General features: G+C 63.2%; 14 protein-coding genes. 4 read left to right on the forward strand and 10 right to left on the reverse strand.

Annotation, left to right across the window (positions count from 1 at the left end; all coding sequences use genetic code 11):
- Positions 1–67 precede the first annotated feature (67 nt).
- Genes J2R99_RS04760 through J2R99_RS04770 form a run of 3 tightly spaced genes read right to left on the reverse strand, consistent with a single transcriptional unit; the run spans position 68 to position 3198 of the window.
- Positions 68–1066 (reverse strand): Hsp33 family molecular chaperone, encoded by a 999-nt coding sequence (locus J2R99_RS04760; protein ID WP_307153324.1) that lies wholly within the window; start codon positions 1064–1066, stop codon positions 68–70.
- The gene (gene argF, locus J2R99_RS04765; protein WP_307153325.1) at positions 1063–1983 is read right to left on the reverse strand and encodes an ornithine carbamoyltransferase; all 921 of its coding nucleotides are present in this window, start codon (positions 1981–1983) and stop codon (positions 1063–1065) included. The genes J2R99_RS04760 and argF overlap by 4 nt, the downstream gene beginning before the upstream one ends.
- A gap of 12 nt (positions 1984–1995) precedes the next feature.
- On the reverse strand, positions 1996–3198 hold the full coding sequence (locus tag J2R99_RS04770) for an aspartate aminotransferase family protein (RefSeq protein WP_307153326.1): 1203 nt from the start codon (positions 3196–3198) through the stop codon (positions 1996–1998).
- Between the two features lie 357 nt (positions 3199–3555).
- Between J2R99_RS04770 and J2R99_RS04775 the strand changes: the two genes are divergently transcribed.
- Positions 3556–4068, forward strand: a complete 513-nt coding sequence (locus J2R99_RS04775; RefSeq protein ID WP_307153327.1) for a GcrA family cell cycle regulator — start codon at positions 3556–3558, stop codon at positions 4066–4068.
- Between the two features lie 114 nt (positions 4069–4182).
- On the opposite strand, the gene J2R99_RS04780 is transcribed toward J2R99_RS04775, so the two are convergent.
- Complete coding sequence (locus J2R99_RS04780) at positions 4183–5535, reverse strand: ATP-binding protein (protein ID WP_307153328.1); 1353 nt, start codon at positions 5533–5535, stop codon at positions 4183–4185.
- A gap of 79 nt (positions 5536–5614) precedes the next feature.
- Here J2R99_RS04780 and ppk2 point away from each other — a divergent pair, with 79 nt between their 5' ends.
- Entirely contained in the window at positions 5615–6484 is an 870-nt protein-coding gene (gene ppk2 / locus J2R99_RS04785) for a polyphosphate kinase 2 (protein ID WP_307153329.1), read from the forward strand.
- A 16-nt stretch (positions 6485–6500) separates the two neighbouring features.
- Here ppk2 and J2R99_RS04790 read toward each other — a convergent pair whose 3' ends face one another.
- Positions 6501–7685, reverse strand: a complete 1185-nt coding sequence (locus tag J2R99_RS04790; RefSeq protein WP_307153330.1) for a glycosyltransferase family 4 protein — start codon at positions 7683–7685, stop codon at positions 6501–6503.
- Between the two features lie 153 nt (positions 7686–7838).
- On the opposite strand from J2R99_RS04790, the gene folK reads away from it, so the two are divergent.
- Positions 7839–8378: a 2-amino-4-hydroxy-6-hydroxymethyldihydropteridine diphosphokinase gene (gene folK / locus J2R99_RS04795; RefSeq protein WP_307153331.1), complete on the forward strand. Its 540-nt coding sequence runs from the start codon at positions 7839–7841 to the stop codon at positions 8376–8378.
- Between the two features lie 137 nt (positions 8379–8515).
- Here the strand turns inward: folK and J2R99_RS04800 are convergent, their stop codons facing one another.
- The 3 genes from J2R99_RS04800 to J2R99_RS04810 are packed head-to-tail and all read right to left on the reverse strand — an operon-like array spanning position 8516 to position 11925.
- On the reverse strand, positions 8516–9973 hold the full coding sequence (locus J2R99_RS04800) for an NAD-dependent succinate-semialdehyde dehydrogenase (protein WP_307153332.1): 1458 nt from the start codon (positions 9971–9973) through the stop codon (positions 8516–8518).
- Between the two features lie 18 nt (positions 9974–9991).
- Positions 9992–10993, reverse strand: a complete 1002-nt coding sequence (locus J2R99_RS04805) for an Ldh family oxidoreductase (RefSeq protein ID WP_370872268.1) — start codon at positions 10991–10993, stop codon at positions 9992–9994.
- Positions 10990–11925, reverse strand: a complete 936-nt coding sequence (locus J2R99_RS04810) for a hydroxyacid dehydrogenase (RefSeq protein WP_307153334.1) — start codon at positions 11923–11925, stop codon at positions 10990–10992. The genes J2R99_RS04805 and J2R99_RS04810 overlap by 4 nt, the downstream gene beginning before the upstream one ends.
- A 328-nt stretch (positions 11926–12253) precedes the next feature.
- Here J2R99_RS04810 and hemN point away from each other — a divergent pair, with 328 nt between their 5' ends.
- Positions 12254–13600 carry an oxygen-independent coproporphyrinogen III oxidase gene (gene hemN / locus J2R99_RS04815; RefSeq protein ID WP_307153335.1) on the forward strand — a complete coding sequence of 449 codons (1347 nt, stop codon included), beginning with the start codon at positions 12254–12256 and terminating at the stop codon, positions 13598–13600.
- Between the two features lie 346 nt (positions 13601–13946).
- On the opposite strand, the gene J2R99_RS04820 is transcribed toward hemN, so the two are convergent.
- Complete coding sequence (locus tag J2R99_RS04820) at positions 13947–14348, reverse strand: hypothetical protein (RefSeq protein WP_307153336.1); 402 nt, start codon at positions 14346–14348, stop codon at positions 13947–13949.
- 5 nt (positions 14349–14353) lie between these two features.
- A complete protein-coding gene (locus tag J2R99_RS04825; RefSeq protein ID WP_307153337.1) occupies positions 14354–14623 on the reverse strand; it encodes a hypothetical protein in 270 nt (89 codons plus the stop codon).
- Positions 14624–14680: the final 57 nt, after the last annotated feature.

Genomic DNA, 14680 nt, shown 5'->3' on the forward strand with positions numbered 1-14680 from the left:
AGGTTCCAGGTGAACACCAGCTGAATGGTAAGGCATGCGGCGACCTTGCCGACAACTTAACGATCGGTCAGGCTTTGCCGGAATTTAGCTCTTCAGGCGTAAACCGATACTCTTTGCCGCAGAATTCGCAGCGAACCTCTACTGCGCCCTCCACTGCCGCCTCTTCGAGCTCATCGGCGGGAAGCTGCTCCAACACCTGCTCGATGCGTTCGCGTGAACAGGTGCAATGATCGCGCAAAACGGTGGGCTCGAAAACACGCACGCCGCGCTCGTGAAAGAGACGGACGAGAAGGCGCTCAGCCGGGACGGCCGGGTCGATCAGCTCCAGATCTTCTACCGTATCGACAAGGGCCGCCGCTTCCAGCCAGGCGTCGTCTTCAAGCGGCAGATCCGGCAAATCTGCATCGTCCGGCGTATCTCCGGGATCGAGATCGCGAATTTTGATGCGGTCGCTCGATTCCGGCAAAAATTGCGCGATCAAGCCTCCCGCGCGCCAGGCCTGATGGGCCTCGCCGGCACTGCCACGATCGACGATTTCAGCGACGGCCAGGCGCACGCGCGTCGGGATCTGTTCCGACTGGCGGAAATAGGAGTGCGCCGCGTCTTCCAGGCTCTCGTTCTCAAGCGGCACGTAGCCCTGGTAGCGGCGCCCAGTCTTGCCCTGCTCGACCGTCATGGCGAGCGTCCCTCGGCCAAGAAGGTCGCCGCTCGCGGCACGACCGGAGACCGTCACTGCCTCCACGCGCTCGCGATTGCAGGTCGCCGTAGCGCGGATCTCTCCCGGGGTGCGGATATCGACGACGAGCATCGAGACGGGTCCGTCGGTCTCCGTTTGGAGGATGAAACGGCCCGTATCCTTCAAAGAGGTGGCAAGCAGCGAGGCGAGCGCCACGGCCTCGCCGAGAAGCACCTTGACGGGTCGCGGCAGATCGTGGCGCGCCAGAATGGCATCGATCGCCGGTCCGAGCGTGACCACGCGGCCACGCACATCCAGGGGATCGACTTGAAAGGGCAGAGCGCGGTCATCCGCGCGTGCGTCGGCTTGTGTGACAGTCGTATCGTTCACGAGGGCTCCGAAAGACACCAGGAGAGAATCGCCTTTTGCGCATGCAAGCGGTTTTCCGCTTCATCGAAGACGACCGATTGGGGTCCGTCGATCACGCTGGCGGTCACCTCCTCGCCGCGATGTGCGGGCAGGCAATGCATGAATATGGCGTCTTTCTTCGCAGATTCCATCATGAGGTCGTTCACCTGATACGGCTTCAAAATATTGTGACGCCGCCCGCCTTCGTCGTCGCCCATCGAAACCCAGGTGTCGGTGATCAGGCAGTCGGCCTCGGACGCCGCCTCTTCGGGTGCATCGAGAAAGCGCACCTTGGCCCCGTGCTTTTCCGCCCAGTCACGGATTTCCTGGTCCGGGCCGAGCTCGGCAGGGCTTGCGACGTCGAGGCTGAAGCCGAAGCGCTCGGCTGCATGGACCCACGAATTCATGACGTTGTTGGCATCGCCCAGCCAGGCAAATTTGCGGCCTTCGAGAGCACCCTTGTGCTCTTCAAAGGTCATCAGATCGGCCATCAACTGGCAGGGATGCGAGCGGCGCGTCAGCCCGTTGATGACGGGAACAGTGGCATGTTCCGCAAGGGCTGCGACCATGTCGTGGTCGAGCGTGCGGATCATGATGGCATCGACATAGCGCGACAGGACTTTCGCCGTGTCGCTCACGCTCTCGCCGCGCCCGAGCTGCATGTCCTTGCCGGTCAGAAGGATGGCATCGCCACCGAGCTGACGCATGGCGACGTCGAAGGAGATGCGGGTGCGCGTCGAGGGCTGCTCGAAAATCATCGCGAGGATGCGGCCTTCGAGCGGCCGCGCGGCAACGGGACCTGCCCGGCGGGCGGCCTTCAGCTGTTTGCCGTCGTCCAGGATCAAACGCAGCGTTTCGGACGGAATGTCAGCAAGGTCGAGAAAGTGACGCAGGCTCATGTTTTTTTCTCCCTACGCGGCAGCGGACTTACCGGCGGCGCGCAGCGCAGCCTCGATACGGTTCACGCCTTCATCCATCTCCGCCTCTGAGATGATCAGCGCGGGCAGGACGCGCACCACATTGTGGCCCGCGCCCACGGTGAGGACGCCATGCTTGCGCAGGCGGGCAACCATTTCCGCAGGTGCGCCCGCACAGACGAGACCCAGCATCAGCCCTTCGCCGCGCACATCTTTCAACTGATCTGGATAGGCATCGACGAGGCGGGCAAGCTTCTGCTTGAGGAGGAGACCCTTGCGGGAGACCTCTGTCAGGAAACCATCTTCCAGAACGAGATCGAGAACGGCATTGCCGACGGCCATGGCGAGAGGATTGCCGCCATAGGTGGAGCCATGCGAGCCGACGGCCATCGCCTCCGACGCCTCCCGCGTCGCCAGGCAGGCGCCGAGCGGGAAGCCGCCACCGATCGCCTTGGCGATCGCCATGACGTCCGGCGTCACGCCCGCCCATTCATGGGCAAAAAGACGACCTGTCCGGCCCATGCCGCATTGGATCTCGTCAAGCACCATCAACAGGCCATGCTCGTCGCAGAGTTCGCGGATGAAGCGCAGGAATTCATGCGGGACCGGGCGAATGCCGCCCTCGCCCTGGATCGGCTCGACGAGGATGCCGGCCGTTTCCGGGCCGATCGCCGCTTTCAGCGCATCGCGGTCGGCGAAGGCGATCTGATCGAAGCCTTCGACCTTGGGCGCGAAACCTTCCAGATATTTCGCCTGGCCGCCGGCGGCGATCGTGGCGAGCGTTCGGCCGTGGAAGGCGCCCTCGAAGGTGATGATGCGGTTCCGCTGCGGCTGGCCTTTGGCGTGGTGGTAACGCCTCACCGTCTTGATGGCGCATTCCATCGCCTCGCCGCCGGAGTTCGTGAAGAAGACGCGATCGGCAAAGGTTGCCTCACAGAGACGGCGACCGAGCTCCACCTGACCCGGGATCTCGAAAATATTGGAGACGTGCCAGAGCTTTTCCGCCTGCCGCTTCAGCGCCTCGACCAGATAGGGATGCGCGTGACCGAAAGCGTTGACGGCGATGCCGCCCATCAGGTCGAGAAATCGCTCTCCCGACGTCGTCTCCAGCCAGACACCCTCGCCGCGCTCAAAGGCGAGCTCAGCGCGGGCGTAGGTCGCATAAAGGGGAGAAGACTGAGAAGAGGCGGCCGACATGGGCGTGGTCCGATCCGATATGTAAGATTTTGCTGTTGAAACGCGAAAAGCCGCCCTACGGCGGCTGCGCTTCGTTTATCATGAGGCCGGCGAGCCGCGCAATGCGCGGCTTTTGAGCATGCCTGTGTGGCATTCCGGACTCACTTTTGCCGTATCCGGGGGAAAAACATCAAATCGCCGGCGGGACTCTTGTCGAAGAGTCGACCGATCGGGTAGTTTCTAAATCGTTAAACACGACATCTCGTGTGGCGGACCGGATCCCCTACCAGTTATTGCGTTGGCGCAGGTTTTTAGCCCCTGCGACGCAGACGGATTCCGCCAATGACACAAACGCGGCAGCAAGGAGCCAAGACGCCCATGTCCTGGACCGATGAACGAGTCGATCTTCTCAAAAAGCTCTGGCAGGAAGGCCTCAGCGCCAGTCAGATCGCCGGAGAGCTCGGCGGCGTCACGCGCAATGCCGTCATCGGCAAGATTCACAGGCTCGGGCTTTCCGGACGCGGCCAGCCAACCTCCACGATCAAGCGGGCGCGTCGACCGCGCAACTCCGCTCCCGTCCGGCAACAGCGCCGAACCGTGACCGTCGGCGCCACGGCCTTACAGGCCGAGGTAGAGGTAGAAATGGAAGCTGAACAGGAAACCGAGCTGCAGCCCGTGCACGCTCTCGTCATGCCGATTTCACGGCGCCTGACGATCGAGAAATTGACCGAACGCACCTGCAAATGGCCGATCGGCGATCCGGGCGACGAGGATTTCCATTTCTGCGGCTGCGATTCCCTGGAGAGCTCGCCCTATTGCGAATACCATGCAGGCGTCGCCTATCAGACGTCCGATCCGCGCCGGCGCATGAAGCGGGCTGCGAACGGCTGAGTTCAGCTTTCTCCCGAAGACTGGCGTAACAGACTGCGGAGCTTCGGCTCCGCTTTCTTTTTGAGCGGAAGGCGGCGCAAACGCGCGGTATCCGCAGAACTTATCCGCCTGCGATCAGCCGGCCATTGCGGACTTTTGCGTCTCGTCCGCCGCGGATAGGTCCGCTGCGGAAAGATCCGCCGGCGCTTCGGCAGCCGGCAGGCGCACGGTGAATGTCGCTCCCGCACCCAATTCGCTGTCGATGTCGAGGCGGCCGCGATGGCGCGTCAGGATATGCTTGACGATGGCAAGGCCGAGGCCCGTTCCCTGCTTCTCGCGACTTGAGGCGACATCGACCCGGTAAAATCTCTCCGTCAGCCGCGGCAGATGCTCCGGCGCAATCCCCGGTCCCCAGTCGCGCACGCTTGCAAGCACGATCGCCTCACCGCCCTTACGCGGCTGCGCCAATCTGACTTCGAGACGCTTGCCAGCACTTCCATATTTGAGCCCGTTCTCCGCCAGGTTCTCCAACACCTGGTGCAACTCGTCGGCATCGCCCAGGACGAAGACGGGCTCGTCCGGAAGATCGAGCGTCACTTCCACCTGCAGATGCTCGGCCAGCGGACGCAAACCGTCGACGACACGGCGCGCGATATGAGCAAGATCGATATGGTCGCGCGGCTGCTGATGCACCCGCATCTCAAGCCGCGACAGCGAGAGAAGATCATCAAGGAGGCGGCGCATACGCTCCGCCTGTTCCCGCATGATGGCCAGAAAGCGGTCCTGCGCTTTGGGATCGCCGCGGGCGGGGCCCTGCAGCGTGTCGATGAACCCCGAGAGGGATGCGAGAGGCGTGCGCAGCTCGTGGCTGGCGTTGGCGACAAAGTCGGCGCGCATTCTGGCCGTTGCCAGACGCTCGGTCACATCCTCGAAAAGCAGGAGAATGAAAGGCGCCGCCGCAGCGGCATGCAGAACCGGCTGAACGGTCACGACATAGACGGTCTCCGCGCCACTGCGCTCGCGATACTCGAACTTGCTCGTCATCATGCCCTGGGCGGCGGCCAAAGCATCGCGCAGACGCGGCGCGCGAATGGTCATGGAAAGCGGATCGCCAGGGCGGGCCTGCGGGAACGCGGCGGTCGCAGCTTCGTTGGAGAAGCGCATGATACCGCGCTGATCGAGGAGGAAAGCGGGATGCGGCAAGGACGAGACGACTGCCTTCATGCCCGTGTCGGGCCAGAGGATGCGGCTGTGCGCGGCCGCGGATGACAACCGTTCAGAACGCATACGGGCCGGGACTGCGGCCGTGACGATGAGGACGAAAACAAAGCCCAGGACGGACCACAGGACCGGCACGGAGAAATTGACGGTCACAAAGGTCAGCACAAGCGCCGTCGCCAAAAGCGGCAGACGCGCCGCGGCGAGGCGTCCAAGCGGGCGAACGGGATTCACCGACAGGTTGTTTTCCGTGGTCGTCTCCTCAATCACTTTTGCCGCTCTCGTAATGCCATTCAGCGTTCTGTAGACTTGCTGCGTGACAAGTCTGAGTCAGAGAATCAACCTGCACATGAACAATCAGGACTTTTCCACTTTCGATCTCGATGCACCCGAGCTTCCTGCCTGGGTCCACGAGAACGCGCTGACCTCGGGCAACTTTCCATATTCCAAGAAGCTCAAGCGCACAAAGTACGAAAACGAACTGCGCGATCTGCAGCGCGAACTCGTCCAGGTGCTCGCCTGGGCTCAGACCAGCAACCAGCGCATCGTGCTTTTGTTCGAAGGCCGTGACGCAGCCGGCAAAGGCGGCTCGATCAAGGTCTTGCGGGAAAATCTCAATCCCCGTCACGCCCGCATCGTGGCGCTCGCCAAACCGACGGAGCGCGAGCACGGGCAATGGTACTTCCAGCGCTATGTGGAAGAGCTCCCGAGCAACGGCGAAATGGTGCTCTTCGACCGCTCCTGGTACAACCGAGGCGTCGTCGAACCCGTGATGGGTTTTTGCAGTGAGAACGAGGCAGCGGTTTTTCTGAGGGAAGCACCGGATTTTGAGCGCATGCTGGTGCGCGACGGCGTCCACCTCTTCAAGTTCTGGCTCAATATCGGCCGCGAGATGCAATTGAAGCGGTTCCACGACCGCCGGCACGACCCGCTGAAATCCTGGAAGATCTCTCCGGTCGACAAGGAAGCGATCAAGCGCTGGCCGGCTTTCTCCGCCGCCCGCGACCGGATGCTTGCAGCGACGCATTCGCACGAAGCCCCATGGTATGTGGTGCGCGCCAACGACAAGAGGCGGGCGCGGCTCAATCTCATCCGCACCGTCCTGATGTCGTTGCCCTATGACGGGAAGAATCTCGAGCGCATCGGTGAGATAGACGAGGCCATCGTCTCGCGCGGACCAGAATTTCTGAGCGAGGTGGAAGCCTCGCCGGGGGGCTGAGCCTGAAATCAAGGACTCAGGCGAGCCTCAAGGCCTCATCGCCCGCACGCCTGCCCCGCCGCCTTGCGAGGGCCTCATGGTAGAGCGCCTCATTCTCCTCGGCCATACCGGATAAGGAAAAACGCTCACGCACGAAGGCGCGCCGGGCAGCCGCCTCATCGGCAAGGCGTTCAGGGTTATCAAGCGCAACGGTCAGCGCGGAGGCCAGAGCTCGCTCGTTGCCGGGCTCGATCAGACGATCCTCTTCGCCCGAAAAAATCTCCGGGATGCCACCGACACACGTGGCAATCATCGGTGTGCCGGCCGCGGCTGCCTCCAGCACCACATAGGGCAGAGATTCCGCCAAAGACGGCACTACGATCATGCGCGCCTGCGCCAAGGCCTCCCGCGCCGGCATCGGCGCGTGGAAGCGCACATCGAGATCCTTTTCCGCGGCAAAAGCCCGATAGGTCTCGATCTGCTCGCTGTTGCCGCCTCCGACGATACAAAGGCTCGGTCTGTTGCCTTCTGCGCTGAGGAGCTCAAGCGCTCGCAACAACACACCGACCCCCTTCAGCGGGCGCAATTCGCCGAGAAAGAGAAAGTCCGCGGGATTGTCGACCTTCTCGACCGGCTCAAATTCTCCGGGTCGCAGACCGTTGTAGATGACGTGCGCAGGGCAGCGCGGCTCGCCTACTTTTTCGCGGTAGGTCTCCGCCTCGAAAGCTGAGACGTGGATGAGCGCATCCGTCACGCGCTCCAGAGAGCGTTCCACGCCGAAATAGATGCGGCCCGCCAGCGAATGCCGATCGAAATTCAGGCTGCCGCCATGGAGCGTATAGAACGTCGCGACCACACGGCCGGAGCGGCGCTCGCTCGCCGCGGTCAGGCGGCTGAAGACCCCGCCTTTGGCGCCGTGGCCATGGATAACGTCGGGGGCAAGGGAATCGGCGTAGGCGCGCACGCGCAGAAATGCCCCGAGATCAGCCGGCCTGATCGGGCGACACATCGGCGTGCGCTTCAAGCCGAGGGCAAGTCGGCTCTGAAGCTCGGCCAAAAGCCCAGCTTCAAAATCCCCTCCCGTCGTGGAATCACAGATCATGCCGACCTGGTGACCGCGCGCCGCCTGCATTTCGACGAGATCGTAGACATGGCGAAAAACGCCGCCGACAGGCGCACGCAGCACATGCAAGATCCTGAGTGGCTCACCCGCACTCTGCATTTCTTCCTCCCGGCCCAAACAAACATTATCGGGGAGCAGGGATAAGAGGTCGTTAATATCTAAGGCACGGGGCTTGCTTCGATCCTGCAGGCATCTCTACCTGTGCCAATGGAACGATTCGCGTACGTATCGCCTCGACCACGAGGTTTTCGCATGATTCACCGCAGCCTTGCCTGCGGCGCCGTCAAGGCCGTGCTGGGGCTCGGTGCCAATCTCGGCGATCCGGCGGACACTTTCCGCAAGGCCGCGAAGGCCATCGGCCATGTGGACGGCGTCACCGTCACCGCCGCCGCTCCGCTTTATCTGAGCCGGCCATGGGGGAAGACCGACCAACCCGATTTCACCAATTCGGCGCTTCTGGTCGAGACGCAGCTGAGCCCGCGGCGCCTGCTCGCCGCACTCCTCGACGTTGAAAAGGAACTCGGCCGCATCCGCGCCGAGCCCTGGGGCCCGCGCATCATCGATATCGACATTCTCGTCTACGGCGAAGAGATCCTCGCCGAACCGGAGTTGTCGATCCCGCATCCGCATCTGACGGAACGAAGCTTCGCCCTTAAGCCGCTTGTCGATCTTTGGCCGACGGCGAAGATCGGCGAGCGGCCGGCGAGCGAGATTCTGGCGCGGCTCGATCTTTCCGATCTCACCCCGGCAGGCCCCGGCAACTGGCACCGCGAGCCCCTGCGACGGAATTGATGCGGCGCGCCTGATGCCGCCAAACTGACCGGCACAGCCCTCGCCCGCCGCGCATGAGCCGGTGTGAAAAGGCATACGAAAAAGGCCTCCCCCTCGAGCGAGGGAGAGGCCGATCAAGCGCAGCAGCGTCTCAGTGGCTAAAGCCCGAGACCGCCGATGCAGACGTATTTGATCTCCAGATAATCGTCGATGCCGTATTTGGAGCCTTCGCGACCGAGGCCCGATTCCTTGACACCGCCGAAGGGGGCGACCTCCGTCGTGATGACACCTTCATTGACGCCGACGAGGCCGTAATCGAGGCCTTCGGAGACGCGGAAGGCGCGGCCGAGATCCTGCGTGTAGAAATAGCAGGCGAGACCGTATTCCGTGTCATTGGCAAGCGCGACCGCCTCTTCCTCCGTCTCGAATTTGAAGAGCGGCGAGACCGGACCAAAGATCTCTTCCTTGGAGAAGCGCATCTCGGGCTTCGCATCGGCGATCACGGTCGGCTCGAAGAACGTGCCACCGAGTTCGTGGCGCTTGCCACCCGCGATCACCTTGCCGCCCTTGTCGACGGCATCGCCAATCAACTCCTCGACCTTGGCGACGGCGTTGTCGTCGATGAGCGGGCCCTGCTGCGTTCCCTCTTCGAGGCCTGACCCCACTTTCAGCGCTTTCGCCGCCTCGGCGAATTTTTCCGCGAAGCGGTCGTAAATACCGGACTGGACATAGAAGCGGTTGGTGCAGACGCAGGTCTGGCCGGAATTCCTGAACTTCGCGGCAATGCCACCGGCCACGGCGCGATCGATGTCGGCATCGTCAAAAACCAGGAACGGTGCGTTGCCGCCAAGCTCCATCGAAACCTTCTTCACGGTGTCGGCCGACTGGCGGATCAGAACCTTGCCGACCTCCGTGGAGCCGGTGAAGGTGACCTTGCGCACCTTCGAGCTTTCCATGAGCGCCGCGCCAATATCGCGGGCGGACCCGGTGACGACATTGACGACGCCCTTCGGGATGCCGACCTCTTCGCAGAGCGCACCCCAGGCGAGGCCCGAATACGGCGTCTGCGTCGCCGGTTTGACGACGGCGGTGCAGCCTGCGGCAATCGCCGGGCCGATCTTGCGCGACAGCATAGAGGACGGGAAGTTCCACGGCGTGATGGCGCCGATGACACCGACCGGCTGCTTCGTCACCATGATGCGGCGATCTTTCCACGGCGAGGGAATGAGATCGCCATAGATGCGGCGCGCCTCTTCCGCGAACCACAGGACATAGGCGGCGCTCATGCCGACCTCGCCCCGCGATTCCGTCAAGGGTTTGCCCTGTTCCAGGGTGAGGAGCTCAGCAAGCGCATCCTGATTGTCCATGATGGCGTCGTGGAGGGCGCGCAAAAGCTTGGCGCGCTCGTCGGCGCTCGTCTTCTTGAAGCTCTCGAACGCCTCCGCAGCGGCTTCGATGGCGCGCTCGGTCTCGGCTTTGCCGCATTTCGGGATGGTGCCGATCGTCTCGCCGGTCGCCGGGTTGGTGACGTCAATCGTCTCGCCGGAATCGGCCCCAACCCATTCCCCCCCAATCAGATTGGCTTCACGTCTCCAGTAATGCGTCTTCTGCAGCATGCCTCACTCCCATTCATTTCATTCGATGCCGGCAATCGCCCGAACCGTGGCGATCACCGCGTCATCCATTTCAATTCCCTTCTCTTCCGCCTCCGCCCGGAGCGCCTGGCGGCGCGCGCCCGGCACACGGGCTGGAGGATCGGCTTCGATCATCGCCGCAAGGTCGCCGAAACGGGTGACGGCGTCGGCCCCGAAGGCCGCAGGATCGATGGCGATGATCAGCTGACCGGTGTTCGGCGGGCCGCCCTCGGCGTCGAAGAAGGAACTCGCTTCGCTCGCATAATTGGCGCCGTTGAGACCGGCGGCAAGCATCTCCACCATAAGAGCGAGCGCCGTTCCCTTGGCACCGCCGAGTGGAGCCATCGTGCCGGCAAGCGCCTCAACAGGATCGATCGTCGGCTTTCCAGCCTCATCGAAGGCCCAACCCTCGGGGATCTCCTCCCCCCTTTGCTTGGCCGCCATCACCTTGCCGCGCGCCACCTGCGACAGCGACAAATCGACGACGACCGGCCCGCCATCTTCGCGGGGAGCTGCAAAAGCGATCGGATTGGTGCCGTAAAGACGGCTGCGCCCGCCCCAAGGGGCCATCGCGCCCGGCGCGTTGGCGAACATGAGTGCCACGAGGCCAATTTCGGCAAAGGCCTCGACCGTCACCCCCATTGCGCCACAATGGCTGGAGCGCTTGATCCCCGCCATCGCCAGCCCTTGCCGGCGCGCCAGCGGCGGCAGCTCTGTGAGAGCGAGATCGAGAGCGGGATAGGCAAAGCCATGGGCGGCATCGATGGAAAGCGCCGCCGGCCGGGCGAGTTCGGCCTTCGGTACGGCAAAGCCGTCGATCTTGCCGGCGCGTGCCTGCGCCGAATAGGCCTCAACGCGGCGAAGACCGTGGCTCGTCTGGCCGCAAGCCTCGGCGGCAACGAGCGCGCGGGCGACGGAGGCGGCATTTTCCGGGCTCACTCGCGAGGCGGTCAAGGCAGCCTCCACGAGATGCCGCATCTCGCCAAGTCCCATCCGGGTCACTTGCGGCCCTCGAGGTGGTTGATGACGACGTCGGCGATAACCCGACCGACGCGCAGGTTCGATTCTGCGGTGAGGCCCGCGATATGGGGCGTCAAAACGACGTTCGGCAGGCTTGCAAAGACCGCGCCGGCTTCGGCTGTCAAAGGCTCGGTCTCGAAGACATCGAGCGCCGCACCGCCCAATCTGCCGTCTTGCAAGGCCGCAACGAGCGCCGTCTCCTCGACGATGCCGCCGCGTGCAGCGTTGATCAGGATCGCGCCGGGCTTCATGAGCGAGAGCGCGGCCGCATCGATGAGGTAGCGCGTCTCATCCGTCAGCGGCACATGCAGGCTGACGACATCAGCCTGTGCGAGAAGGGTGGGAAGATCGGTGCGAGGCGCCTCGTTCCACGCCGGATCGGAGGCCGGGATATGAGGGTCGGTGGCGATGACGTCGAGGCCGAGAGCCTCGGCGCGACGCGCCGTTTCACGGCCGCTCGCGCCGAAACCGATCAGGCCGATCACCTTGCCGCTCGCTTCGCGTCCACGCATCAACTCTCCGCGGGGCCATTGGCCGGCGGCGACGGCAGACGTGGAACGATAGGCGCCACGCAGAAGCAGAAGCGCGGTCGAGATCACATATTCAGCAACGGACAGAGCGTTGGCGGCGGCGGCGGGATAGACTGCGATCCCGCGCCTCGCGCAGCATAGCGTGTCGATGTTGTCGACGCCGACGCCGAGCCTGCCGATGCATTCCAGGGCATCGGCCCCTTCGATGATATCCGCCCGCACCTCGGTGCGGTTTCGCACGATCAGAGCTCTCGCTTCCGCGAGTGCCCCCTTCAGCGCTTCGGGCTTTTCGGCAAGATCGGGGGCGTAAAGAGTGGAGAAGCGAGCGGACAGGCGCGCAACGGCCGCCTCATCCATGAACTCGGAAATGACGATATCGGACATTTTTCCTGAAAAGACGGGCCTTCGGGAGGAAACGGCAAGCCCATGGCAGAGGCGAGCAGTGGTGATATTCACCACCGCCGCAGGGATAGATGACGAAGCGGCACCTTGTCCACGAATCTTGTGCGGGGAGCTGTCGCCCCGGCCCGCGAACTGCGATGGTCACACCGAAAGACGGGCCTGCGAGCGCCCGATCGCGCTCCTTCTACGGCAGCCAAGCCATTCAGATTGCACAAGGACATGCCTGCGTGCTCGCCAGAGCTTGGAGCGACCGATTTCCTCTTTGACTTTGATCAAGGACGCCTTCGACGAAAGCATTAGAAATACCCAAATGGTTCCTGATCTTGTCCGCAAATACGCGGCGCCTGTGCCGCGTTACACCAGTTATCCGACGGCGCCACACTTCAACGAAGAGGTGGACGGCAAGGTCGCGAAAACCTGGCTGAAAGAGCTCAAGCCCAATACCAGGGCTTCGCTCTACTTCCACATCCCCTTCTGCGATACGCTGTGCTGGTTCTGCGGCTGCACGACCCGACATGTGCTGCGCTACGATCCGGTGCTGCCGTATCTCCAGACGCTGAAGGACGAGCTGAAGCTCGTGGCCGAACTCGCGCCGGAAATCAACGTCGAGGGCGTGCATTGGGGCGGCGGCTCGCCGACGTTGTTGAAGCCCGACGACATCATCGAGCTCGCCTCGGCGATCCGAGAGGCCTTCCCCTCGGCGGCGGATGCCGAATTCGCGATCGAGATCGATCCGCGAGAATTCGACGACGCGCGTGTGGAAGCGCTCGCAAAGGCCGGGTTCACCCGTGCCTCGATCGGCGTGCAGGACTTCGATACGAAGGTGCAGGCTTCCATCAACCGCATGCAGAGCTTCGAGGAGACGGAATCAGCCGTCAATCGACTGCGTGCTGCCGGCATCAATTCCATCAATGTCGATCTCGTCTATGGCCTGCCCTATCAGAGCCGGGACAAGCTCGTGCGCACGGTGGAGCAGATCCTGACCCTCAGGCCGGACCGTGTGGCTCTCTTCGGCTATGCGCATGTGCCATCGGTCATCCCACGGCAGAAGATGATCCCGACGGACGAATTGCCGGACGTTCTGGAGCGCTTCGCGCAGGCCAATCGTGCGGCAACGCTGTTCACCGGCGCAGGTTATCAGCGCATCGGCTTCGACCATTTCGCGGTGCCGGAGGATTCGCTTGCCGTGGCAGCCTGGGAAGGCCGTCTCCACCGCAATTTCCAGGGATACACAACGGACGAGGCCGACGCCCTTATCGGCTTCGGCGCGTCCTCGATCAGCAAGCTCCCGCAGGGTTATCTGCAGAACGAGAAGACGACCCGGCGCTATGCGGCCGAGATCGAAAAGGGCGAGCTTGCGACCGTGCGCGGTTTCGAACTCTCCCAGGCCGACCGGGTCCGGGCTTTCGTGATCGAGCGGCTGTTGTGCGACTTCGCCTTCTCTGCCGGGACCTTGAAAGCGCATTTCGGTGCGCTTGCCGATCCCGTGATCAATGACGCGCGCTATTTCGCCGAGTCGGATCCCGATGGGCTCTTCTCACGGGTCGGCGACCGCTTCGTCGTCACCGATCGCGGCCGTCCCTTCGTGCGCAGCGTTGCAGCTTCTTTCGACGCTTATCTCGGGACGCGTGCGGCCACGCATTCGACTGCCGTCTAGAACGCCAGGCACGGGCGGAGCTGCCAATGGCGGCTTCTGCCCCTGTGCCGGCGCCGGCAGTCGCGGCCGCTCGGGGGCGTGTTTCGGGGTGAGCGTCGAAAGAGCCTCATCGAACGGCCGTTGCTCCAATGGCCGCTGCTCCAACATCCATTGACGGAAGATGCGCCACCGCCGTGCGAGATAGACGGCCGGCTTCAGCCTGACAAACCGACATTGCGTGGCCATCGCAGGCCACCATCGCACGACGAAAGCTCAGCACGAGGGCGAGCCTCCAAGAGCGAACAGCTCCAGGGATTGCGGCGACCTCGATAATGATCCGTCGGCGAAGCTTTCGCGCGCCAGTCAGCTATATCTCCGAGACCTCGTCGGCCTCCTCAGCCTCATCGATCTCGTCATCGATCTCTTCATCGATGTCGGCGGCAGGCGCCGGCACGGCCTTCTTCGCTTTCGGCTTTCTCTTTGGGGCTTTGACCCCATCGGTGCCGGAGTTCGCATCGGCAGGCTTGGGAGCAACACTCTTTGTCGCACGCTTTCGGGTCGCCTTTTTGGGCGCGTTCTCTGCCGCTTCCTTCGCTATTTCAGCATCATCCGCTTCTTTGGCGAGGCGCTGCGCCCGCAGCCGTTCGGTTTTCTGGCGCGCCGCGTTCAGCTCGGCGTCGATCACCGCTTTCGCTGCGGCAGTGGTGGCATCGGCCTTGTCGCGGCGCAGCTTGACGCTGTCACCTTTGCCTTGTGTTTTTGTAGACATCGGCATCACCCTTGATTTGTGGGCGGCGTGGACTCGGCATCGTCGGCGTCAGATGGATTCGCGCCAGATGAGGAGATTTCCGCCCCGGCCTCGTCGATGATGCGTTCGATGCGTGCGAGTTGGTCGTCGGTAAGCATGGTATGGGTTCCACGCTGATCGAGCCGCGCCTTCTGGCTTTCGAGAAACTCTCGCTGTGGGGCGCTGACGTTATCGCTCGACAGCGCATGCGCCATCCGTGCCTTGAGCTCGGCCACGTCCTTCACGCTCCTCGCCATGGCGTTCCCCTTTGCGGGCTTCCCCTGCGTCGACGGCTTCGTCGGCGTTCCCATTTT

Origin of the sequence: Rhodopseudomonas julia, from assembly GCF_030813515.1 — a bacterium.
GTDB lineage: Bacteria > Pseudomonadota > Alphaproteobacteria > Rhizobiales > Afifellaceae > Afifella > Afifella julia.

Excerpts from the sequence above, each read along its gene's own strand:
- folK (WP_307153331.1), top strand. The coding sequence starts at position 7,839 with ATGATTCACCGCAGCCTTGCCTGCGGCGCCGTCAAGGCCGTGCTGGGG.
- J2R99_RS04820 (WP_307153336.1), bottom strand. The coding sequence starts at position 14,348 with ATGTCTACAAAAACACAAGGCAAAGGTGACAGCGTCAAGCTGCGCCGC.
- J2R99_RS04810 (WP_307153334.1), bottom strand. The coding sequence starts at position 11,925 with ATGTCCGATATCGTCATTTCCGAGTTCATGGATGAGGCGGCCGTTGCG.
- J2R99_RS04775 (WP_307153327.1), top strand. The coding sequence starts at position 3,556 with ATGTCCTGGACCGATGAACGAGTCGATCTTCTCAAAAAGCTCTGGCAG.
- J2R99_RS04800 (WP_307153332.1), bottom strand. The coding sequence starts at position 9,973 with ATGCTGCAGAAGACGCATTACTGGAGACGTGAAGCCAATCTGATTGGG.
- J2R99_RS04825 (WP_307153337.1), bottom strand. The coding sequence starts at position 14,623 with ATGGCGAGGAGCGTGAAGGACGTGGCCGAGCTCAAGGCACGGATGGCG.
- J2R99_RS04790 (WP_307153330.1), bottom strand. The coding sequence starts at position 7,685 with ATGCAGAGTGCGGGTGAGCCACTCAGGATCTTGCATGTGCTGCGTGCG.
- argF (WP_307153325.1), bottom strand. The coding sequence starts at position 1,983 with ATGAGCCTGCGTCACTTTCTCGACCTTGCTGACATTCCGTCCGAAACG.
- hemN (WP_307153335.1), top strand. The coding sequence starts at position 12,254 with ATGGTTCCTGATCTTGTCCGCAAATACGCGGCGCCTGTGCCGCGTTAC.
- J2R99_RS04770 (WP_307153326.1), bottom strand. The coding sequence starts at position 3,198 with ATGTCGGCCGCCTCTTCTCAGTCTTCTCCCCTTTATGCGACCTACGCC.
- ppk2 (WP_307153329.1), top strand. The coding sequence starts at position 5,615 with ATGAACAATCAGGACTTTTCCACTTTCGATCTCGATGCACCCGAGCTT.